21 protein-coding genes are annotated in these 22,251 nt (G+C 70.0%); 8 read left to right on the forward strand and 13 right to left on the reverse strand.

The features are described 5' to 3' along the window. The 6 genes from VE172_RS06835 to VE172_RS06860 form a co-directional block, all read right to left on the reverse strand. A partial coding sequence (locus VE172_RS06835; RefSeq protein ID WP_324798996.1) for an AfsR/SARP family transcriptional regulator occupies positions 1–520 on the reverse strand: 520 nt, incomplete at its 3' end. A 26-nt stretch (positions 521–546) separates the two neighbouring features. Next, positions 547–3,267: an AfsR/SARP family transcriptional regulator gene (locus tag VE172_RS06840; protein WP_324798999.1), complete on the reverse strand. Its 2,721-nt coding sequence runs from the start codon at positions 3,265–3,267 to the stop codon at positions 547–549. A gap of 69 nt (positions 3,268–3,336) precedes the next feature. Further along, positions 3,337–4,188, reverse strand: a complete 852-nt coding sequence (locus VE172_RS06845) for an RNA polymerase sigma-70 factor (protein ID WP_324799002.1) — start codon at positions 4,186–4,188, stop codon at positions 3,337–3,339. A 27-nt stretch (positions 4,189–4,215) separates the two neighbouring features. Next, positions 4,216–5,121, reverse strand: a complete 906-nt coding sequence (locus VE172_RS06850; RefSeq protein WP_324799009.1) for an NAD-dependent epimerase/dehydratase family protein — start codon at positions 5,119–5,121, stop codon at positions 4,216–4,218. 79 nt (positions 5,122–5,200) lie between these two features. Further along, positions 5,201–5,932 carry a PIG-L deacetylase family protein gene (locus VE172_RS06855; RefSeq protein WP_324799010.1) on the reverse strand — a complete coding sequence of 244 codons (732 nt, stop codon included), beginning with the start codon at positions 5,930–5,932 and terminating at the stop codon, positions 5,201–5,203. A 67-nt stretch (positions 5,933–5,999) separates the two neighbouring features. Beyond that, positions 6,000–7,145: a hypothetical protein gene (locus tag VE172_RS06860; protein WP_324799013.1), complete on the reverse strand. Its 1,146-nt coding sequence runs from the start codon at positions 7,143–7,145 to the stop codon at positions 6,000–6,002. 222 nt (positions 7,146–7,367) lie between these two features. On the opposite strand from VE172_RS06860, the gene VE172_RS06865 reads away from it, so the two are divergent. The 3 genes from VE172_RS06865 to serA all read left to right on the forward strand — a co-directional run bounded on the left by VE172_RS06865 (position 7,368) and on the right by serA (position 11,277). Then, the gene (locus tag VE172_RS06865; protein WP_324799016.1) at positions 7,368–7,922 is read left to right on the forward strand and encodes a TetR family transcriptional regulator; all 555 of its coding nucleotides are present in this window, start codon (positions 7,368–7,370) and stop codon (positions 7,920–7,922) included. Positions 7,923–7,949: 27 nt separating this feature from the next. Next, positions 7,950–9,497 carry an MFS transporter gene (locus VE172_RS06870; RefSeq protein WP_324799019.1) on the forward strand — a complete coding sequence of 516 codons (1,548 nt, stop codon included), beginning with the start codon at positions 7,950–7,952 and terminating at the stop codon, positions 9,495–9,497. Positions 9,498–9,675: 178 nt separating this feature from the next. Then, positions 9,676–11,277, forward strand: a complete 1,602-nt coding sequence (serA, locus tag VE172_RS06875) for a phosphoglycerate dehydrogenase (RefSeq protein ID WP_324799022.1) — start codon at positions 9,676–9,678, stop codon at positions 11,275–11,277. Positions 11,278–11,344: 67 nt separating this feature from the next. Here serA and VE172_RS06880 read toward each other — a convergent pair whose 3' ends face one another. Further along, the gene (locus VE172_RS06880; RefSeq protein ID WP_324799024.1) at positions 11,345–12,493 is read right to left on the reverse strand and encodes a S8 family peptidase; all 1,149 of its coding nucleotides are present in this window, start codon (positions 12,491–12,493) and stop codon (positions 11,345–11,347) included. 61 nt (positions 12,494–12,554) lie between these two features. After that, the gene (locus tag VE172_RS06885) at positions 12,555–13,550 is read right to left on the reverse strand and encodes an Lrp/AsnC family transcriptional regulator (RefSeq protein ID WP_349258282.1); all 996 of its coding nucleotides are present in this window, start codon (positions 13,548–13,550) and stop codon (positions 12,555–12,557) included. A 118-nt stretch (positions 13,551–13,668) separates the two neighbouring features. On the opposite strand from VE172_RS06885, the gene VE172_RS06890 reads away from it, so the two are divergent. Beyond that, positions 13,669–14,874 (forward strand): FAD-dependent oxidoreductase, encoded by a 1,206-nt coding sequence (locus VE172_RS06890; protein WP_324799030.1) that lies wholly within the window; start codon positions 13,669–13,671, stop codon positions 14,872–14,874. On the opposite strand, the gene VE172_RS06895 is transcribed toward VE172_RS06890, so the two are convergent. The 5 genes from VE172_RS06895 to VE172_RS06915 all read right to left on the reverse strand — a co-directional run bounded on the left by VE172_RS06895 (position 14,871) and on the right by VE172_RS06915 (position 18,957). Next, positions 14,871–15,071, reverse strand: a complete 201-nt coding sequence (locus VE172_RS06895; protein ID WP_349258283.1) for a helix-turn-helix transcriptional regulator — start codon at positions 15,069–15,071, stop codon at positions 14,871–14,873. The two genes, VE172_RS06890 and VE172_RS06895, sit on opposite strands and share 4 nt — an antisense overlap. A gap of 76 nt (positions 15,072–15,147) precedes the next feature. Next, positions 15,148–15,999: an ABC transporter permease gene (locus tag VE172_RS06900; RefSeq protein ID WP_324799036.1), complete on the reverse strand. Its 852-nt coding sequence runs from the start codon at positions 15,997–15,999 to the stop codon at positions 15,148–15,150. Continuing rightward, positions 15,996–16,955, reverse strand: coding sequence for an ABC transporter ATP-binding protein (locus tag VE172_RS06905; protein WP_324799038.1), 960 nt, complete (start codon positions 16,953–16,955; stop codon positions 15,996–15,998). The genes VE172_RS06900 and VE172_RS06905 overlap by 4 nt, the downstream gene beginning before the upstream one ends. Positions 16,956–17,051: 96 nt before the next feature. After that, a complete protein-coding gene (locus VE172_RS06910; protein WP_324799041.1) occupies positions 17,052–17,723 on the reverse strand; it encodes a VC0807 family protein in 672 nt (223 codons plus the stop codon). 28 nt (positions 17,724–17,751) lie between these two features. After that, on the reverse strand, positions 17,752–18,957 hold the full coding sequence (locus VE172_RS06915) for an alpha/beta hydrolase family protein (RefSeq protein WP_324799044.1): 1,206 nt from the start codon (positions 18,955–18,957) through the stop codon (positions 17,752–17,754). A gap of 92 nt (positions 18,958–19,049) precedes the next feature. Here VE172_RS06915 and VE172_RS06920 point away from each other — a divergent pair, with 92 nt between their 5' ends. From VE172_RS06920 to VE172_RS06935, 4 genes are all read left to right on the forward strand, one after another. Next, a complete protein-coding gene (locus VE172_RS06920; RefSeq protein WP_324799047.1) occupies positions 19,050–19,727 on the forward strand; it encodes a TetR/AcrR family transcriptional regulator in 678 nt (225 codons plus the stop codon). A 37-nt stretch (positions 19,728–19,764) separates the two neighbouring features. Beyond that, positions 19,765–20,394, forward strand: coding sequence for a TetR/AcrR family transcriptional regulator (locus VE172_RS06925; protein ID WP_324799050.1), 630 nt, complete (start codon positions 19,765–19,767; stop codon positions 20,392–20,394). Then, positions 20,391–21,197, forward strand: a complete 807-nt coding sequence (locus VE172_RS06930) for an NAD(P)H-binding protein (protein ID WP_324799053.1) — start codon at positions 20,391–20,393, stop codon at positions 21,195–21,197. The genes VE172_RS06925 and VE172_RS06930 overlap by 4 nt, the downstream gene beginning before the upstream one ends. Positions 21,198–21,266: 69 nt before the next feature. Beyond that, the gene (locus VE172_RS06935) at positions 21,267–22,217 is read left to right on the forward strand and encodes an alpha/beta hydrolase (protein ID WP_324799056.1); all 951 of its coding nucleotides are present in this window, start codon (positions 21,267–21,269) and stop codon (positions 22,215–22,217) included. Positions 22,218–22,251 lie beyond the last annotated feature (34 nt).

The following is a 22,251-nucleotide window of genomic DNA, read 5'->3' on the forward strand; positions in this document are numbered from 1 at the left end:
CGGCGCGCCGCAGCTCGGCGGCCAGACCGGCGGCGCCGCCCGCGCTCAGCGCCGCGTCGTTGCGGGCCAGCCAGGCATCGTGGCGCTCGGTCTCCAGCTCGATGGCCAGGCGGCTCAGCCACGGAGCGTCGAGCCCCGCGAACGCGTCTCCCCGCCACAGTTTGAGCGCTTCATCCAGGATGGACGCCGCGTCCGCGTCGCCGCGGGCCCGGCTCACCATGGCCCGAAACCGGTGCAGGTCAACGATGTTCGGGTCCGCGTCGAAGACATAGCCGCCGCCGCGGCGCGCGATCACCCCGGGCAGCGCGCGCCGCAGCCGCGACATGTAGTTGTACAGGCTGTCGTGGCCGCGGGTCCCCTGGCCGTCGCCCCAGATCCGTTCCGCGACGGCGTTGGTGGACAACACGGCGCCGGGGTCGGCGGCCATCACCGCCAGCACGGCGCGCTGCCGCGCGTGCCCGATGTCGATGAGGCACCCGCCATCGCGCGCCTCCACCGGACCCAGTACCCGAATCTCCATGCCGTCCTCACCGTGTCCCGCTCGTCTCAGACGGCGTCAAGTTTGTCCTGGATGGACTGTGCTAGATCGTCGCGGCGCTGGGATCGCAGCAGCCGCACCGACTCGCGCCACGCCTCGGTCGCCGCGGCGGTGTCGCCCAGCGCCATGAGGCTGTCGCCGAAGTAGCCGAGACCGTCGGCGACCGTGTACATGTTTCCATTGCGGCGGTTCCAGTCCATGCTCTTTTGGTACAGCTCGACGGCACGGGCATGCTCGCCCGCGCGCGCGGCGATGTACGCGAGACTGTCGTAGGTGTCGTGTGTGGAATCCTCGTGACCGCCCGCCATGAAGATCGCCAGCGCCGCCTCGCACGACTCGCGGGCGGAGTCGAGCTCGCCGAGATGGGCCTGGTAGTACCCCACGGCGTTGAGGGCGCGGCCCCGCCACAACGTGTTGCCCGAGGCCACCGCCACGTCCAGGACGCGGCGGGCCTTGTCCAGCGCCGTGGGGTAGTCCCCGCGAAGCTCGCTGATCAGGGCGAAGGCGGCGTGGGCGTGCAGCTGTTCCTGGAAGTCCCCGACGCGCTCGGCGAGTGCGATACCGGACTCCAGCGCCCCCGCGGCCCTGTCGAAGTCGCCCGCGCGGGTGAGCATCCTGCCGAGGCTGACGTACGACACGGTCATGGCCTCGGGATCGCCCAGTCGCCGCGCCGCGCCGAGCGCGCGGTTCGCCATCGCCACGCCGTCGGTCATGCGGGCCTGAGCCCATTGGAAGGGCATGACCGTCCATCCCAGACGCCACGCGTGCTCGTCCATGTCGAGCCGATCGGCGATCTGTTGCGCCGCCAACAGGTTGGCGTATTCGACGTCGAACCACTCGACCGCGCCCGAACGGTCCGCGGTTCCGGTGACCGCCCCGATCACGGCGGGGGCCCTGGAGATCCGGGCCCGCTCGGGGGTCAACGCGCACGCGACCGCGTAGGAGGTTTGGACATAGTGGTCGACCAGCCGGCGGCGGGCGGAGTCCTGCCGGGCCGGGTCGATGGACTCGGCGGCCCGCTCGGAGGCGTACAGGTACGTCAGGTCGTGCATCCGGTAGCGGCCGTGGACATCGCGCTCCACCAGGTGGGCGTTCTCGATCTCCCGCAGGTCGCGGCGCACCGCCGGGCCCCGCGAGGCGGTGAGGCTGGCGATCGCGTCGGCGCTCAGCGCGGTGGTGGATCCCAGGCCCAGCAGGGTGAACGTGGACTGGGCGTCGGGGGTCAGGGCCCGCACCGAGGCCTCGCACACCGACCGCAGGCTGGCCGACAGGTCGCCGGTCTGCATGCCGTCGAGGATGCCGGCGCGGTCGCGCAGGTCGGCGGCGAGCCGAGACAGCGGTAGGTCGGGGCGAACCGAGGCGTTGGCGGCCAGGATGCCCAGGGCCAGCGGCAATCCGCCACAGTGGCCGATCAGGTCGGCCACGGCCTCGGGCTCGACGGCGAGCCGCTCGCCGCCCAGCTGCGCGACCAGGGCGCGGCGCGCGTCGGTATCGTCCAAAGTGGTCAATGCGACCCTTCCGGCGCCGTGCGAGGCCATCAGACCGGCGAGGTCCAGGCGGCTCGTGACGACGGTGACGGTGCCGGTGCCGGGCAACAGCGGCAGCACCTGGCGGTGGTCGCGGACGTTGTCCAGGATGACCAGCATCCGGCGGCCGTTGGTCAGGCTGCGCAACAGCCCCGACGCGGCGTCCAGATCGGACGGTATCGACGACTCGGCGACGTGCAGCGCCGCGAGCATGACGCGCAGGGCGTGCTCGGAGGTCATGGGGGACTGGGCGGGGTCGAAGCCGTGCAGGTCGACATACAGCTGGCCGTCGGAGAAGCGCGGCGCGTTGTCGTTGGCCCAGCGTTGCGCCAGCCACGTCTTGCCGATCCCGCCCGGCCCGCACAGCGTCACGATCGGGGTGTCGCCGGACGTCAGCGCGTCCAGGCGCGCCAGCTCGGCGCCGCGACCCGTGAAGTGGCCCGCCAGGTGCGGCACCTGTCGCGGCACCGCCGCCGGCGCGGCCGACGCCGCGGGCTCGTCGTCTTCGGACAGGACGCGCCGATGGGTCTCGCGCAGCCGGGTCCCCGGGTCGGCACCCAGGTGTTCCAGCAGATGGCGGCGGGTGGCCTCGAACCGGGCCAGGGCCTCGGCGCGCCGTCCCGTGCGGCTCAGGGCCAGCATCGCCTGGGCGGCCAGCCGCTCGTCGCCGGGGCGTTCGCGCGCCGCGCGCTCCACCTCGGACACCACCCGCTCGGGCTCTCCCGCGTCCAGCACGGCGTCGTTGCGCGACAGCCAGGCGTCGTAGCGCTCGGTCTCCAGCTCGATCGCGAGGCCGCTCAGCCAGGGCACGTCGATGCCGTCGAACGCCTCTCCCCGCCACAGCCCCAGCGCCTCGTCCCAAACGGACGAAGCGTCGTCGGCGGTGGCCGCGTCGGCGACCAGGGCCCGAAACCGGTGCAGGTCAACGATCCGCGGATCCTCGTCGAAGACGTAACCCCCGCCGCGCCGCGCGATCACCCCGGGCAGCGCGCGCCGCAGCCGCGAAATGTAGTTGTACAGGCTGTCGCGGTGCCGCGCGCCGTTGTCGGGCCCCCAGACCCGATCGGCGAGGGTGTCGGTGGACAGCACCGTCCCGGCGTCGACGGCCAGCACCGCCAGCACCGCGCGCTGCCGGGCATGCCCGATGTCGACGGCCCGACCGTCGGCGACCGCCTCCACCGCGCCCAACAACCGGATGTCCATGACCCTCCTGACGTTTCGGCCCCAAGCCTTCCGCGCTGATGCGACGGGAGAATCACGAATACATGCCATTCAGCCGCCGGGCCGTACCCGGGAAAGCTTGTCCGGGTTGAGGACAGCGTAGATCGCGCGGATGCGCCCGTCGTGGACGTCGATGGTGACCAGCTGCTCGAGGCCCGGATCGCCGATCCACGCCGCCGGGGTGCCGTTGGCGTCGACGATGCGGACGTCGGTGAACCGGAACTTCTCCAGCAGCCCGGCGATGAAGGCGCGCACGTTGTCCAGCCCGACGATCGGGCGCCGGGCGGCGCGCACCTTGCCGCCGCCGTCGTTCCAGGCCACCACGTCCTGGCTGAGCAGCGCCGTCAGCGCGTCCATGTCGCCGCTGTGGGCCGCGTCCAGGAAACCCTCCAGCAGGCGCTCATGGTCCGCTTTGGATGGATGGAACTCGCTCTCGGTGCGTCGCAGTCGTTTCGTCGCCCGGTGATGCAGCTGCCGGCAGGTGGTGACGGGGACGTCGATGATCTCGGCGATGGACTGATAGGGGTACCGGAACGCCTCGCGCAGCACGAACACCGCGCGCTCGGACGGCGTGAGGCGCTCCATGAGGTGCAGGGCGGCCATGGACACCGTGTCGCGCAGCGCGATGGTGTCCAGCGGCCCCAACTCCTTGGACTCCACCGGTTCCGGCAGCCACGGGCCGACGTACGCCTCCCGGGTGACCCGGGCGCCGCGCAGCTGGTCCAGGGCGAGATGGGACACGATGGTGACGAGAAAGGCCCGCGGCTCGTCCACGGCGTCGCGGTCGGAGCCGACCCACCGCAGATACGCGTCCTGAACGATGTCCTCGGCGTCCCACATGCTGCCCAACAGCCGATAGGCCAGGCCGAGCAGCAGCGGCCGGTGCTGTTCGAAGACGTCCATGAAGAACCCTTCCGATCCCGTGTGCCTTCACGTTACCGCGATCGGGTCGTCGGCCAGCTCGGCCGCGAAACCCTCCCGCCAGGACGCGTAGCGGGGCCGCCAGTTCAGCTCGAGGCGGGCCCGGGCGTTGTCGGCCCCGCGCAGCCGGTTCGTGAACGCCACGCCCCAGCCACCCACGGCCAGCCGGGCCAGCGCCACCGGCACCCGCCTGGGTTCGGGCGCCCCCAGCATCCGCGCCAGGCCAGGAAGCCATTCGGTCACCGGCGCCGGGTGGTCGTCGACCACGTTGAGCACGCCGGTGGCCCGGCGGTCCAGCGCGGACACGATCGCGGTGGCGGCGTCGTGGGTGTGAGTGAAGGAGTACACGGCCGCGCCCTGGCCCACCCGCGGCATCCTCCCGGCGCGCACCGCCGCGGTGATGGAACCGTTCGCGCCGTAGTGGGTGCCGGGCCCGTACAGGTGCCCGAACCGCAGCACCAGGCCGCCCGCGGCGGCGGTGAGCCGCTCCAGCTCGGCGAGCGCGGCGATCGAGGACCGGAACTGCCTCGGCGGGTCGGTCCATATCGCGGCGTCCTCGTCGGCGGGGCCGTCGGCGGGACGGTAGAGGTACGCCAGCGACTGCACCACGATTCGCTTCACGCCGGCGGCGCGGGCCGCGTCGACCAGGTTGCGGGTTCCCTCGGTGCGCAGCCGGTTGGTCAGGGCGAACTGCCCGGTCATCTTGCGGGGGTTGATGTCGGCGGGCACCGCGGTGGCCAGGTGCACGACCGCGTCGGGGGCGGCCCGGCTCACGAACCGCCGCACGGCCGCGGCGTCCAGCAGGTCGACGCCGTCGCGGCGGTTCAGCCCGATCACCTCGTGCCCGACGGCGCTCAGCAGCGGAACGAGCTGGCGGCCGATGACCCCGGTGGATCCGGCGATGACGATCTTCATGATGACTCCCTTGTCGTCGTTGGCGGCTACTGGACGAACCAGGCCGCGCGAACGTGACAACCGGGAGTCATGACGCGCGTTACATCGCGAAGACCTCGAAGGGGGTGGCCTTGCGGCCGCCGAAGCGGGCGGCGGTCCGCAGCGCCATGGCGCGCAGGAAGTCGTCCGGGTCGGCCATCGGGTGCGACTCGCCCAGCGCCGCCAGGTAGGCCGCGTGCTTCGACAGCGACTCCACCGCCGCGTCGAGGGTGTCGGTGATGTCGACGGCGTGGGTCGCCTCCGGGGACCCCGCCACGGCCAGCAGCCGCACGCCCGACCAGGGCTCCAGGTCGAGATCCCTGAAGAGCCAACGGTTCGCGGCGTCGCGGATCGCGTCGAACACGGCGTTGCCGACGTTGCGGTGGTCGGCCATGTTGAGCATCCCGGGCCCGAAGGTGGGGTGGTGGTTGATGGTGATGACGACCTCGGGGCGGTGGCGGCGGATCGCCGCGGCCAGGTCGCGGCGCAGCGCCACGCTGGCCTCGATCAGGCCGTCGGGGTGGTTGAGGAACTCCACGGTGTCGACGCCGACGACGGCGGCGCTGGCGACCTGCTCCTCCACGCGCAGCGGCCCCGCGGTTTCGGGCGGCAGGTTGTCCATTCCGGCCTCGCCCTTGCTGGCCAGGACGTAGACCACCTCGCGCCCCATGCGGGTCCAGCGGGCGATCGCCCCGGCGGCGCCGTACTCGAGGTCGTCGGGGTGGGCGACGATGGCCAGCGCCCGGGACCAGCCGTCCTCGGGGAACGGCTCCAGTGTGGTCAATGTGGACATGGGATGCTCCCGGGGCCGACGTTGTGAGGCGTTCACACTATAGGCCCGGGGGGCGACGGACGGTCGGTCAATCGGTGTGGGCGGCCAGGCCCTGCAGCGCGGAGTCGCCCTCGCCCTTGGCGCCCACCACCCATGCGGTGGTGGAGCCGGGGGCGCAGGCCACCGCGTACAGGGAGCTGGAGTCGTCGGTCACCGGGCCGGTCTCGGGGGTGACGGTCTGGCCGTCGCCGCGCAGCACGACGCCCTCGCCGCGCTGGGTGTAGCCGGTGAGCAGCACCCCGTCGTGGCCGTCGGGTCCGACGCCGTAGATCCAGGCGGTGGTGTCGGGGCCCTTCACTTGCGTCCACTTGGTACCGTCCGATGTGAGCAGGACGGGGGTGGCCGACATCGGGTCGCCGAAGGTCTTCTTGGTGAATCCGGCGGCGTACAGGTTGTCCCCGGACGCCACGACGCCGGTCAGGTCGACGTCGGGGGCGTCGAGCGCGGGCGCGTCGGCGATGGTCCACTTGTCGTCCTGCCAGTGCAGGATGTACGCCGATCCCTTCGTGCCGTCGTCGTAGCGGCCGACCGCCCAGGTGTCGCCGGAGTCGGTGACCACGACGTCGTTGAGGCAGGTGTTCTTGGCGCCGTCGGGAACCGGCAGCGCGGTGAGGTTCCACTTGCCGTCCCACCGCTGGGCGTAGGCGGTCTGTGCGGTCTGGTCCTCGTTGGAGGCGCAGCCCACCGCCCACGCGCCGGTCTTGGTGTTGTCCACCGCGTACAGCTCCGCGGACTGACCGCTGGGGACGTCGGGCGCCGGGGTCGGCACGTCCTTCCACTCCTTGCCGTCCCAGCGGGCGGTCATGGCGCCGGAGGCGCCGACCCCCACCGCCCACGCGTCGTCATTGCTCACATAGGACACCGCCGTCAGCGCCTTTCCCTTGGGGGTCGGTGCCTGCTCCCAGGAGTCGCCGTTCCAGTGGGCGGCCACGGTGCCGCTCCAGGTCTGGTCGACGGTGTAGCCCACCGCCCACATGTCCTTGTCGGAGATGGCGTCCACCGCGTCGAGGGCGTACTTGCCGTCGATGGCGGGCGCCTTGGTGACCGTCCACGTGATCGCGTCGCCGGCGTAGGCGTTGGTGGCGGCGATCAGGCCGGCCGCGGCGACGGCCGCCGTGGCGGCGGTGGCCAGCACGGCGACGCGTCGCCGGCGGGGGAGTCGGAGTCGAGGCATGGGGCGCGGTCTCCTTCGCATGCGCGGTAGGTGGTCGAGCAATTCGAAACCTATGGCACACATGCTCACGTTTCAATACGTTGGTCACCGCGCGATCGCCGAATGTGGTCGGGTTATGGCGCCGTGCGGCGGTGCGCTTGCTCACTTCCGCGTGACACCGCGGCCGTGCCGCCGTAGCGTATGAGACATCAATGTCTCAAATGAAACGAAAAGGTCTCGATCATGGGTAGGGCCGAAATCGGCGTGGCGGCGCTGCGCCTGCTCAACATCGACCCCACCGCGTCGATGGCGCAGCTGGCCGCGGCCGCCGGCGTCAGCCGCGCCACCATGCACCGCCACTTCGCCACCCGCGAGGAGCTGGTGAAACACCTGGGCTGGCTGAGCCTGCGATCCTGGCGGGACGCGCTGGACGCCGCGCGCATCGACGAGGCCGTCGACAGTGGAGACACGGCCCGGGCCCGCGAGGCGCTGGACGGCCTGTGCCGCGAACTGGTGCGCGACGCCGCCGAATACGGCTTCACCCTCACCGAGCACTCCCTGGAGTCCGACGACGACATCGTCTCGGCCAGCGAGATACAGGCCAAGCGCGAATACGCTTTTTACGTTGCCGCCCAAGACCTCGGGGTGATTCGGGCCGACCTTCCCGTGCCGTGGATCGCCAACGCCGTCTTCGGGCTGCTCGTGGGGCTGCGCCGCTGCCTCAGCCACGGCGACATCGCCGTGCGCGACGCCGAGCGGTTGCTGCGCGAGACGCTGCTGGGCGGCATCGGCGCCTGAGAAGCCTTCAAGGAATCGAGGTGAGATATGACCACGCTGGTACGCCTGCGCTCTGAGTCCGCGTCGGGCGCGGACCGCGATCCCCGACGCTGGGTCGGGCTGGGTGTGTTGTGCGCCAGCCTGCTCATCGTCGTCATGGACCTGACCGTCCTCAATGTGGCGTTGCCCGCCATCGCCGTCGACCTGCGCCCCAGCTCCACCGAACTGCTGTGGATGGTCGACGTCTACGGCCTCGCCGTGGCCGGCTTCCTGGTCACGGCCTCGGGTCTGGCCGACCGCTTCGGCCGCCGCCGCATGCTGCTGATCGGCTACGCCGCCTTCGGCGCCGTCCCGCTGTTGGTGCTGTTCGCCGACACCGCGGGGTGGCTGATCGCGCTGCGGGCGCTTTTGGGGCTGGGCGGCGCGTTCATCATGCCGTCCACCATGTCTATGATCCGTGACCTGTTCACCGACGCCACCGAACGCGCCGTCGCCCTGGGCCTGTGGGGCGCCATGGCTGCCGTGGGCGGCGGCCTCGGCCCGATCATCGGGGGCGTCCTGGTGCAGAACTTCGGCTGGCACGCGGCCTTTCTCATCAACACCCCGATCATGGTGCTGGCCATCGGCTTCGCCCTGTGGCTGCTGCCCGAATCGCACGGACGCGCGATGCCCTGGGACATACCGGGAATCGTGTTGTCCATTGTCGGCATGGTCGCGTTGATGTACTCCATCAAGACCTTCGGCAAGCACGGGCTCGCCGACCCGTCCGCCGCCGCTGCCGCGTTCGTCGCCGTGGTTTCCCTGGGGACGTTCGGATGGCGCTGTCTGCGCCGCCGCGAGCCGCTCCTGGACATCCGCCTGCTGCGCAAGCCCGTGCTGTCGGCGGGGCTGCTGTGCGCCCTGGTGTCGTCCATCGCGATGGCCGCCATGATGCTGCTGCTGGCGCAGTGGATGCAGCTGGTGGAGCACTACACGCCGATCGAGACCGGAATCCGGCTGCTGCCGGTGGCCATCGTGTCCGGCGTGATCTCTCCGCTGGCGCCCCACCTGGCCAAGCTGATCGGCACCCGCGCGGTGATGGCCGGCGGCCTGGCCGTGGGCGGCGCGGGCTTCGCCACCCTGTATCTGGGTGGCGGCCACCTCGACTACACCCTGGTGGCCGTGTCGCAGGCCCTGGTGGGCGTCAGCATGGCGACCCTGGCGATCGGCTCGGCCGTGATCGTGGCCGCCGTCCCCGCCGAGCGCACCGGAAACGCCGCCGCCATGGAGGAGACCAGCTTCGAGGTCGGCAACGCCCTGGGCGTGGCCATCCTGGGCAGCATCGCCGCGGCCATGTTCCGCGACCTGCTCAACCCCGGCTCCCTGAAGTCCCTCGGCGTCGGCGGCGCCGACGTCGACACCGCCCGCGAGTCCGTGGGCGGAGCGCTGGCCGTCGCCGACGACCTCCACCTGCCCGTCCTCGCCGAGCACGCCCGGTCCGCCTTCACCGACGCGCTGGCCATGGTGGGCCTGGCCGGGGGAATCCTCATGATGCTGGCGGCGGTGGCCGTGTGGTTCATGACCCCGCGCGGCCTGACCATCGCGGACGGACACTGAGCCACCGTCAAGGGCCGCGCGGCGTGACGTGCGCTGCGCGGCCGAGCCCCGGCCGTAGTCCCACCGCTACCGGGATTTAGTATTGCCCCGGTTCGCGGGTTCCCCGAATGGAGCCCGCTAGCAGGCGCAACGTCGCGTCCCCGCCGCATCTCACACGTCTTCCGCGAGGAGCGCATCCATGACCACGCCCGACCGTCCCGTCATCGTCATTGCGGACAAACTCGCCGATTCCGCCGTGGCCGTGCTGTCCGGCGACTTCGACGTCCGGACCATCGACGGCACCGACATCCCCGCTCTGCACTCCGCGTTGGCCGACGCCGACGCCGTGATCGTCCGCAGCGCCACCCGCATCGACGCCGACGCGCTGGCCGCCGCGCCCCGCCTCAAGGTGGTGGCCCGGGCCGGAGTCGGTCTGGACAATGTGGACATCAACGCCGCCACCGAGCGCGGCGTCATGGTCGTCAACGCGCCCACGTCCAACATCGTCTCCGCCGCCGAACAGGCCGTGGCCCTGCTGCTGGCCACCGCCCGCAACACCGCCACCGCCGACGCCTCCCTGAAGCGCGGCGAGTGGAAGCGCTCGCAGTTCACCGGCGTCGAACTGGCCGGCAAGACCGTCGGCGTCGTCGGCCTGGGACGCATCGGGCAGCTGTTCGCCGCGCGGATGGCCGCCTTCGACACCAGGCTCATCGCCTACGACCCGTACGTCCAGCCCGGCCGCGCCGCCCAGATGGGCGTGCAGCTGGTGAGCCTGGAGGACCTGCTGCTGCAAAGCGACTTCATCTCCATCCACCTGCCCAAAACACCCGAAACCCTTGGGCTGCTTGGTAAGGCGGAACTGGAGAAGGTGAAGCCGGGCGTGCGGATCGTCAACGCCGCCCGCGGCGGGCTGATCGACGAGGCCGCCCTGGCCGAGGCGCTGTCGTCCGGGCGGGTCGCCGGCGCCGGCATCGACGTGTTCGCCACCGAGCCGTGCACCGACTCGCCGCTGTTCGCGCTGGAGAACGTGGTGGTGACGCCGCACCTGGGCGCCTCCACCCGCGAGGCGCAGGACAACGCGGGCCTGGCCGTGGCCAAGAGCGTGAAGCTGGCGCTGTCGGGCGAGTTCGTACCCGACGCGGTGAACGTCAAGTCCGGCGGCGGCGTCGCCGAGGACGTCCGCCCGCTGCTGCCGCTGGCCGAGCGCCTGGGCCGGGTCTTCACCGCCGTGGCCGGCGCCGCCGTGCAGTCGGTGACCGTCGAGGTGCGCGGCGAGGTCGTCGACAGCGACGTGTCGGTGCTGCAACTGGCCGCCACCAAGGGATTGTTCATGGACGTGGCCGAGCAGGTCACCTACGTCAACGCGCCCCTGCTGGCCGCCGACCGCGGCGTCGACGTCGGACTGTTCACATCGGCCGACAGCCCCGAGTACCGCAACCAGCTGACCGTGCGCGGGGCGCTGGCCGACGGCCGCAGCCTGTCGGTGTCGGGCACCGTCACCGCCGACCCCAGGGAAGTCCGCAAGCTCACCCAGATCGACGGCCACGACGTCGACATCGACGCCGAGGGCCCCCTGCTGATCCTGCACTACACCGACCGCCCCGGCGTGGTGGGCGTGATCGGCGGCGCGCTGGGCGACGGCGGCATCAACATCGCCGCGATGCAGGTGTCGCGCCGCGAGGCCGGGGGAGAGGCCCTCATGGTCGTCGCCTGCGACACCGAGGTCGCCGGCGACCTGCTCACCCGGCTGTCCGACACGGTGGGCGCCAGCGCCGCCAGTGTCGTCACGCTGACCGACTGACCCGACACGCCGCGACGCCCCGCCCGGTGTCGAGGTCCGGGCGGGGCGTCGTTGGGGGTGGCGGTTCTTACAGCTTGGCCTTGTACAGCAATCGGTTCGGGGTACCCGATGGGTTCCCCGTGATCACGCCGCTTGTCGAGTTGCTGACAATCCAGCTGTTGACCGTCGCGGAGGAGGCTTTCGGGTGGGTGGCCTTGTACAGGGCGCCGACCCCGGCCACGTGGGGCGAGGCCATCGACGTCCCGCTGATGGTGTTGGTGCCGCCGTTCAGCCACGTCGACTTGACGTTCACGCCGGGGGCGTAGACCTCGACGCACTTTCCCTTGTTGCTGAACGACGCGCGGGAGTCGTTGCTGGCGCTGGCGGCCACGGTGGTCACCTTGGACGCGCCGGCCGGGGACGAGCTACAGGCGCTGGCGTTGTCGTTGCCGGCGGCCACGGCGGTGAACACGCCGGAGTTGGCCATCCGGTTGGCCGCGGCGTTCACCGAGGAGTTGGAGCCGCCGCCCAGCGACATGTTGGCCACGGCCGGGCTGTTGTGGTGGGCGGTCACCCAGTCCATGCCGGCGATGACGCCGGACCACGAGCCGCTGCCGGAGCAGTCCAGCACCTTGACGCCGCGCAGCTTGACCTTCTTGGCGATGCCGTAGGTGGCCGAGCCGATCGTGCCGGAGACGTGGGTGCCGTGCCCGTTGCAGTCGGCCTTGCCGCCGCCGGCGGAGTTGAACACATTGGACGCCCGGCCGCCGAACTGCGTGTTGCCGGTGGCGATGCCGGTGTCGATGACGTAGGCGTACACATTGGAGGCCGTTGTCGAGTAGTGGTAGGTGTGCGACAGCGGGCGCTTGCGCTGGTCGATGCGGTCGATTCCCCAGGTGGCGTTGGACTGGGTGGTGTCGATGGTGGCCACGCCGTCCTCTTCGATCTTGGCCACGTCCGGGTCGTCTTGCAGCGCGCTCAGCTCGCCGTGCGACAGCCGGGCGCTGAAACCATTGAGCGCCGAGTGGTAGGTGAACAGTGGTTTCTTTGCCAGGGAACGGGTCTGGTCGGCGACGTGGGCGCCGTTCTTGAGGGTCACTATGTATTGACCGTCGATCTTTTGGCCGACGGTCTGGGTTATGTGCACCAGCGGGGCGGCGGGGGTGGCCTGGGCGGGCACCGCCGCGACGGCGACGAGCAGGGCGCTCGCGGCCACAATGGGCAGAAGTCTCTTCATCGACTCATCGTAGCGATGCCATGAATATATGTCTATATAGCTATTCAGTATGCCCGCGATGTCACGCTCGGTGACCGGCGGCGGGGGCCGGGGCGGGCACGGCGCGAACGCTGGGTCCCTTGACGGAGCGGATGATCGGCGCGGTCTCGACGCGCTGGACGGCCGGCAGCGCGCCCAGCCGCGACGACACGTACTCGTAGAGGTCGTGGACGTCGCGGCACACCACCGCGGCGATCAGATTGCTGGGACCAGTGGTGGCGGCGGCGAAGCCGATCTCGCGGTGGGTGGCCAGCGCGGCGCCCACCGCGCTCAGCTGCGACGGCGACACCGACATCCACAGCGCCGCGGTCACGGTGAGCCCGAAGGCCGCCGCGTCGATGTCGACGTCCATGATCAACGATCCACTGTGCAGCATTGCCTCGACGCGCCGCTTGGCCGTCGACTCCGAGCACCCCGCGGCCGCCGCCAGCCGCGGATACTCGGCGCGGCCGTCCAGCGCGAGCTCGGAGTACAGCGCCCGATCGGTGTCGTCCCAGGCGATCGGGCGCCGATCGACGGCGGGCGGCGCCAGCGCGGCGACCTGGCCGTCGTCGAGCACCGACATCAGGCCGACGTGTTCCCCCGCGCCGCCGAAGAAGGTGTGCACCAACAGATGCGCGGAGATCGCGTTGACCCGCGGCGTGTGGGGCAGCTTCTCCAGCAGCAGGGTGTCCCGCGCGGCCGTGTCGCGGGTCTGCACCACGAAGTTGATCTCGGTGCCGCCCGACACCAGGCTGATCCAGGCGGTGTCGCGGCGCCGCGCCAGCGCCGCCGCCAGGGACGCCGCGGCGTCGGGATTGCAGTGGATGCGCACCATCCAGCGCTCCTGCTTCAGCACGTGCTGGTCGGTTTGGGCGACCACCCGCACGATTCCGCGCGAGCGCAGTCGTCGGTAGCGCCGCGCCACGGTCTGATCGGACACCGCCAGCACCTCGCCGATGCGCGCGAAGGACGCCCGCCCGTTGATCTGGAGCGCGTGCACCAGCTGGCGGTCGAGGTCGTCGATGGATTCCACCATTGAACGGTATCCGATGTCGGATAACACCGGCCGCGCCCCGACGAATAGGAGATTCGCTTGTCGCGCCGCACCGTCGACGACGCGCCCAGAGACGGACTCGGGCGCGGAAGGGATCGTCATGCCGAAGCAACGCATCGCCATCATCGGCTCGGGCCTGGGCGGACTCGCGCTGGCGCAGGGCCTGCGCGACAGCAAGCACGAGGTGACCGTGTACGAGGCCGACGCGGGCCCCGCCTCGCGCCGCCAGGGCTACCGCCTGCACATCGACTCCGAGGGCATGGCGGCGCTGCGCCGCGTGCTGCCCGACGACCTGTGGCGGCTGTTCGTGGCCACGTCCCATCGGCCCCGGCCCGTGATGTCCATGCTGGACACGAACCTGAAGCCGCGGTTCAGCCACGGCGCCGACACCGACTCCGCGGCCGCACCCGACGCCCCCGAACACGTGGCGGTGTCGCGGCTGACGCTGCGGGAGATCCTCGCCACGGGTCTGGACCAACAAATCCGCTATGGAAAGCGTTGCGTGGGTTACGAACGCGACGGCTCGGCCGTGGTGGCGCGCTTCGCCGACGGCGGCTGGGCCACCGCCGACGTCCTGGTGGGCGCCGACGGCGTCAACTCCGTGGTGCGCGGTCGGCTGCTGCCGCACGCCCGAGTGATGGATTCGGGAATGCGCGGCATCTACGCCACGGTGGACCTCGACGACGAGACCCGCGAACTGTTCCCCGAGGCGATGTTCGGCGTCTTCGGCGCGATCGCCGACGCCGACCGCAACTGGCTCGGCGGCGCCCCCGTCGAGTTCACCGAGCCCCTCGCCGACACCGCCGCCCGCCTGGCACCCGCCGCCCGCCTCACCCCCACCGAGTCCTTCATGACGTGCGGATTCGGTGGCCGCGTGGAGAATCTGCCGTGCACCGACGCCGCACTGGCGACCATGAGCCCCGAGGAACTCCGCGACCTGGCGGCGTCGGTTGTCGCCGATTGGCACCCGACGATCGGCGAGATCGTGCGGCATTGGAGGCTCGACAGCGTCTTCCCGCTGTTCATCCGCTCCAGCGTCCCCGTGGCACCCTGGCGGCCCGGCCCCGTAACCCTTCTGGGCGACGCGATCCACGCCATGAGCCCCGCGGGCGGGGCGGGCGCCAACAACGCGCTGCGCGACGCCGCCCAGCTGTCCGCCGCGCTCGAGCGGGCCACCGAAACCGTTGCCGCCATTGGACAATACGAAGCGGCCATGCGCGACTACGGCTTCGCCGCGGTCCGCATGGCCGCCGAGTGGGGCCACAAGCTCTTCGGCCAACGTCGGCTGGAGACGGTCGTGGCTTAGCTTCCGCTTCCGATGCGGGGGAAGGGGGAGGTGGAGAACACCACCTCCACCCCCACATCGAAGTACTGCGATAGCCTCAGCGCCAGATACAGACTGGGGCTGTATTCGCCGCGCTCCAGGTACCCGATCGTCTGATAGTGGACGCCGAGGGCGTCGGCGAGCTGACGCCGCGAGATCCCCCTTTCGGCGCGCAACATCGCGATCCGGTTGTAGATCGTCTCGTTGCTCACCGTTCGGTGTCCCTTCTCGACTGTGGTGACGTCGCGGCGCGCATCACCTTACGTTTTGCATCGCGCGCTCCTGGCGCTCGGCCACCGCGGAGCCGGACTCCCGACGCGCCATGCGGCGCAGCAGGGCGGGCGCCAGCACCAGTCCGAGGATTGCCCACAGCGCCAGGACACCGAAGGTCTCCAGGGGACGCCAGGACGCCCCGATCTCGACGTGGACGGCGGAGGCCGGTAGCAGCGCCGAACGCATTCCCAGTCCCATCCAGTACATCGGGAACGCCTGGCCGATCCACTGTAGCCAGGGGGGTAGCGCGGTGATGGGGTAGAAGATGCCCGAGATCGCCGTCAGGGCCATGATCGGCATCATGACAAATCCCAACATCCGGGGATTGGTGAACAGCGAGCCCAAAGCCGCGCCGATGGGCATGGTGGCGAACAGCCCCACGACGACGACGAGCAGCAGCGTCAGCCACTGACCGGGGCCGGAGAAGGACACGCCCGGGAAGAACAGCAGACCCATCGTCAGCAGCACGACGACGCCGAACATCACGAAGGCCGCCGTGGACACAATGGATCCGATCAGGTACCCGGTCATGCCGCCGGGGATCGCCTTGTTGCGCAACAGGGTGCCGTCCTCGCGCTCCGACACGATCTTGCCGATCACGCCCATCATGCCGCCGAACATCACGTTCATGCCCATCATGCTGGGCAGCGACATCGAGCCCAGCGACACCGGTGATCCCGGAATGTCCACATTGCGCAAAAAGAGGATCACCACGATCGCGATGCCGGTGGGGAAGATGAATCCGAACAGATCGGACGGTGAGCTCATGGTGTGCTTGAAATCCAGCCAGCCGCGTTTCAGTCCGGCGGTGTAGGGGGTGGTTCGCTGGTTCATTGCTGGGCCTCCTGGAACTGACGAATCGCGGTGCCACCCTGGCCGGACTCGAACTGCTGCACCATCGCGATATAGGTCTCCTCGAGGCTGGCGCGCCGCACCTCGAGGTTCTCGACGTCCTCGCCGTGGTCGGCGAAGAGCTTGCGGACGAACGACGTGGCGTCGGTGGTGGAGTGCACGAAGAACTCCCCGTCGCGGCTCCACTTCACCTCGGCCTCGGTGGACATCTTGCGGGCCAGGTAGTCCGCCGAACCGTCGGCGATGATGTGGCCGCCGGCCAGGATGACGATCCGGTCGGCGAGCTTTTCGGCCTCGTCCAGGTCGTGGGTGGTCAAAAGGATCGTGGTGTTATCCAAATCGGACAAACGGTGGATCAGATCGTGGAAGTCGCGCCGGGCGTGCGGGTCGAATCCCACGGTGGGCTCGTCCAGGAACAACAGCTCGGGGCGCCCGACGATGCCGACGGCCACGTCGAGGCGGCGGCGCTGTCCGCCCGACAGCGTCATGATCTTCTTGTCGGCCTGCTCGGTCAGCCCGACGGTGCGCACCAGGTCGTCGGGGTCCCAGGGGCGCGTGGTGCGGTCCGTCGAGTAGGGACGGTAATAGGTTCCCAAGTGCTCCAACAGTTCCCGCACCCGCCATTTGCCGTGGTCGCGCCAGGACTGCAGGACGACGCCGAGCCGGGAGCGCCACTCCTCCTTGCCGTGGGCCGGGTCGATGCCGAGCACCGACACGTCCCCGTCCGAGCGCATCCGAAACCCCTCGAGGATCTCGATCGTGGTGGTCTTGCCCGCCCCGTTGGGGCCCAGCAGGGCCAGCACCTCACCGGCGTTGGCGGTGAAGTCGACGCCCGTGAGCACGTCCTTTGTCCCGTAACGCATCCGCAGGTCGCTGACCGATATGACCGGCGAGTCGGCGGCGGGGGCGGCCCGATCCGATCGCACTGTGTCAGACATAGGTGTTCTCCTATCGAACTAATACCTATGTCAATAGATAGCACATGTACTACACATCGCCGCACACGGGCGATGTGTAGTACATGTCTGTTCGGGTCAGGCGGCGCTCGGCGTGATGACGACCGTGCGTTCCGGGTCGAGTTTGCGCATGTAGGGGTCGGCCTTGCGGGCGCCGTACGTCGCGCTCCAGAACACGATGAAGCTCAGCGCGCCGACCAGCAGCAGGGTGGACAGCAGGGTGCTGGTGTCCAGCGGGAACAGGTAGATCAGCGGCAGCCGGGCCGCCGACTCGCCCAGCAGCACCCCGCCCCACGTCAGGGTCATGACGTAGTAGATGCGGCGGAAGCCGGAGTCGTTGGCGTACAGGTGGTCCCAGTCGCGCAGTGTCGCGGCGTCCTCGCCGCTGCGCTGCTTGGCGATTCCGTAGGCGGCGGGCCGCCTGGCCAGGCAGGTGGCGACCAGGAGGATGCCGGCCGCCGCGGTGGTCACCGACTTCATCGCCAGCAGGAACCGCGCGTCCCCGGCGATCAGCGACACCGACATGCCGAGGCCGAACATGAAGGCGGTGAACAGCGCGACGCCGCTGACCTTGCGGTTGATCGCCACGCCGATGGCGGTGCGCACCAGGCCGAGCGCCGTGCCGACCAGCAGCGACAGCAGTTCGCCGGCGCCCAGCAGCCGCAGCAGGTAGTAGCCGCCGACCACGGGGGCCACGTCCAGTCCGATGATGTGGATCAATACTTTGATGTTCTTGCGTGCTTCGCTCACGTTTTCCTCGTTCTTCTCGGGGTTGGGTTCAGACGTTCAATGTGGACTCAAGCCAGTCGCCGATCCGGGCGGCCGCCAGCCGCGCCGCTCCCACCTGGCAGTGGGCGTCGGCGCCCTCCTCGGCGGTGAATTCGGCGAAGGTCTTGGGGCAGTTCAGATGCGCGTACAGCTCGGCGGGCTGCCCGGCGAAGGCGAAATCGGCCGGGGCGTCGCACACCAGGGTCGGACAGGCGATCCGCTCGGCGATCCCGTCGCCGACGTGATAGTCGAACATGGCCGCGACGTACTCGCGCGGCGTCGCCGAGCCGGTGACCCACATGCCGTGCTGGACGGCCCAGCGCGCGGTGGGGTCCTCGCGGAGCCGGGCGCCCGCGTCGAGCGGGACGTTGGCACACACCAGCGCCTTGGCCTGCTCACGCGATAGTTCGAGCCCTCGCATCGCCACCGAGGCCATGTCGTACAGGCCGTTCCAGGCCACCAGGGCGGCGACGCGGGGCTCGAAGGCCGCGGCACGCGGCGCCAGCACCCCGCCCATGCTCAGGCCCAGCAGACCCATCCGCGCGCCGTCCACCTCGGGCCGGGCCTCGGCGTAGTCCAGCACGGGCGAGACCACGTTCTCCCAGTCGGGGCGAAACACCAGACCCTCGCGGTGCATCGGGCCGGCCTGGCCGGGCCCGTCGAACGTCAGCACGTGGAAGCCCCGCTCCACCAGGGCGGCGGCGGGCTGGAAGTGCAGTTCCTCGGCGCCGCCGTCGAATCCACTGTGCATGATCATGGTGGGGCCGGGGGTCGGGGCGTTCGGCGCGGTGTAGAAGTAGCCCGGCAGCGTGGTGCCCTCGTACGGGATCCTCACCGGCTCGATGCGGGTGTCGGACAGCTCGGTGAAGCGCTCGAAGCAGGCCACCGCGTCCTCGTACGCCGCGTTGACGCGCGGGTCGCCGGACGCGTTGCCGTGCAGGAAGAACTCCGCCGAGCGGAAGTAGTTGAACGCCCTCAGGTAGCCGTCGCGGGCGCTCACCTGGTGGCCCGCCCTATCGGCGGCCGCGGCGTCGGCGGCGACGCGACGCGCGGTGGCGTGCCACTCGTCGTGCCAGCTGTCGTAGTCGCCCTCGGTGATGGCTTGCGCGGTGGTCAGTACCTCGCCGAAGTCCGCTCCGCCGTAGGCGATGTGGTTGAACAAACGCAGGGTCTCGTACCAAAAGGTGCTGTCTTTTTCAAAGACGATCGGGCGCATGGTCCCCTCCTTAATGCGAAATGATTCGCGACAAGAGCAACCTAACACGCGTCCGGCGCTTAATGCAACAGGGATCGCGTTAATATCTCGGTATGAATGCCACACCGCCCGCCAAGCGTCCGGGGGGCCGCAGCGCCCGGATCCGCGACGACGTGCACGAGGCCGTGCTCGACCTGCTGCACAGCGACGGCTGGGGCGAGATCACCATCGCGATGATCGCCGAGCACTCGGGGGTGCATCAGGCGACGATCTACCGGCGCTGGGGGAGCGTTCCGGGGCTGCTGGACGACGTGGTCACCTCGCGGCTGCTGACCACCCCGATGCCCGACACCGGAACGCTGCGCGGCGACCTGGAGACCTTCGCGGCGCGGGTGGCCGAGAGCGTCGGCTCGCCGGTCGGGAGTATGTACCTGCGCGCTACGCTGCTGGCCAGCAAGAACGCGGGGGAGGCCCATGAGTACGGCTTCCTGGTCGACCGCGGGCTCGAGATTCAGGCCATGTTGGACCGCGCCGAGAAGCGCGGCGAGAGGGTGCCGCGGTTTCTCCAGCTGTTCGAGATCGTCTTGATCCCGATCTATTTCCACGGCATGTTCTTCGCCGCCGTCGGCCCCGACCACACCAAAACCCTTGTGGACCGTCTGATACGGATCGTGGAGGGGGTTGAGCCCGAACCCATGGACGGCTACTCCCGCACCTTCGCCGAACACTTCAACGCGGGCAACGGCTATCTGGGAAGTGACAAGGATCAATCATCCAGGAAGATGAGTTAATCAACCATCTGGATAATTACGTGTTAACGTCGGCGGCATGGACAACCCGCCGCGGCGCTCCCCGCAGTGCCCCGAACGCCTGCGCGACGCCGAACGCACCAAGCGCAAGCTGATGGACGCCGCGCTGGAGGAGTTCGCCGCCAAGGGATTCAGCGGCGCCCGCGTCGGCGACATCGCCGCGGCCGCCGGGGTGAACAAGCAGCTGATCAGCTACTACTTCGGGGGCAAGGAGGGGCTGTACCGCGCCATGCGCGACGAGTGGCGCGACGCCGAGCGCGAGAAGTCCGTCCCCGACACCTCCGCCGAGGACCTGATGCGCTGGTACCTGAGCAACAGCCTCGGCGACCCGCGCACCGTGCGGCTGGCGCTGTGGCAGGCCCTGTCGGGCGACCCCGACTTCGAGGACCAGTCCGACATCGACGAGGAACAGGAACAGATGCGCCGCCGCCAGGACAGCGGCGAGATCGCGTCCGAACTGGACCCCGCGTGCGTCCAGTTGGCCCTGATGGGGATGGTCATGGCCCCGGTCGCGTTTCGCAACACCGCCCGAAAGCTCCTCGGGATCGACATCGACGCCGAGGAATTCGAAAGTCGCTACGGCGATGCGCTGGCGCGCATACTCCAGCGCCTCGCCGAGCACCCCACAACTGAGAAGGGAAAACAATGACCACTTTGGTAACCGGAGCCCGCGGCAAGCTCGCGCGCGTCGTCATCGAGCGTCTCCTCGAAACGGGCGAGACCGTGCGCGCCGCCAGCCGCGACCCCCAGAACACCGACCTGCCGTCCGATGTGGAGCCCGTGCTGGTGGACTTCACCAAGCCCGAGACCCTGGCGCCCGCGCTCCAGGGCGTGGACAAGGTGTTCCTGTACGCCGCGCACGAGGGCATCGACGACTTCCTCGCCGAGGCCAAGAAGGCCGGCGTGCGCCGCCTGGTGCTGTTGTCCTCGGCGGCGGCGGGGATGCCGAACGCCGAGACCCACCAGATCGGCCGCATGCACGTCGCCGCCGAGAAGCCCATCGAGGAATCGGGCATCCCCTACACCTTCGTTCGCCCCGCCCAGTTCGCCACCAACTCGCTGTGGTGGGCCGAGTCGATCCGCGGCGAGGGCGTGGTCCGCGTGCCCTACCCCGAGGCCCGGGTCAACCCGATCCACGAGCGCGACATCGCCGACGTCGCGTTCCTGGCGCTGACCGCCGACGGCCACGAGGGCCACAAGTACATGATCGACGGCCCCGGCGGCATGACCCAGCGCGAGCAGGTCGGCGTGATCGCCGAGGCCATCGGCAGGGACATCACGGTCGAGGAGCTGCCGCGCGAGGTCGCCGAGAAGTACCTGCCAAGCGCCCTTTTGGACATGCTCGCCGCCGGCGGCATCGACAGCTACGGGCCGACCTCCGAGGCCGTCACCGGCAAACCCGCCCGCACCTATCGGCAATGGGCCGCCGACCACGCCGCCGACTTCTCCTGATCGCCGGCGCGGCTCACACTCCCGGTGGGTTCGCCGTGACGGCGGGCCCACCTGGGGTAGGAATATGCCGTGGAAACCGATGAGCTGGGGGAGAAGTACCGGCGCCGCACCATTCACCTCGACGCCGACGCCGAGGGCGACGTGGTCGCGACCCTGGTGCACCGGGTGGATTCGCCCGTGACGGGCAAGGCCGTGATGTACGTGCACGGCTTCTCGGACTACTTCTTCCATCCGCATGTCGCCGACTTCTTCATCGAACGCGGCTTCGCCTTCTACGCCATCGATCTGCGCAAGGCGGGGCGCAGCCTGCTGCCCCACCAGACCCCGCACTTCGTGCGCTACATCCCCGAGTACTTCGCCGAGCTGGACGCCGCGTCGAACATCATCCGCGGCGAGGACCTGCGCGAGTCCATCCTGGTGTACGCCCACTCCACCGGGGCGTTGACCGCCGCGCTGTGGGCGCATCGGATGCGCAAGTACCCGTGGCTGTCGGGGCTGATCCTCAACAGCCCGTTCTTCGAGCTCAACATCGGCGACGTGGTGCAAAAGGTCGGCGTCGTGCCGCTGGACATCGCCGGATTGCTGGCGCCCAAACGGATGTTCCCCGGCAACGGCACCAGCATCAATGTGGAGAGCCTGCATTCGAGCCTGCGCGGCGAATGGGACTTCAACCTCGAGTGGAAACCCCTGGAGGGCACCCCTCCGCGGCTGGGCTGGCTGCGCGGGGTGGACCGGGCCCAGCGCCGGCTGCGCCGGGGCCTGGACGTCCGGGTTCCGGTCCTGGTGGCCGCCTCGGGAGCGTCCTATCGCGACTCCGGCTGGGACGACGCGGTGCACACCTCCGACGCGGTGCTCGACGCCGACGACATCGTCTCGTGGGCGCCGAAGCTCGGCGCCGACGTCGAGGTGGTGCGCATCGACGGCGGACGCCACGACCTGGCGCTGTCGCGGATGCCCGCCCGCGAGCTGTTCTTCACCGAGATCGACACCTGGATGCGCAAGCACTCCCTGATCTCGTAGCGGAATAACCATACGGTTGGGGATGTTCGACCGG

This window comes from Stackebrandtia sp. (assembly GCF_035643755.1).
Lineage (GTDB): Bacteria > Actinomycetota > Actinomycetes > Mycobacteriales > Micromonosporaceae > Stackebrandtia.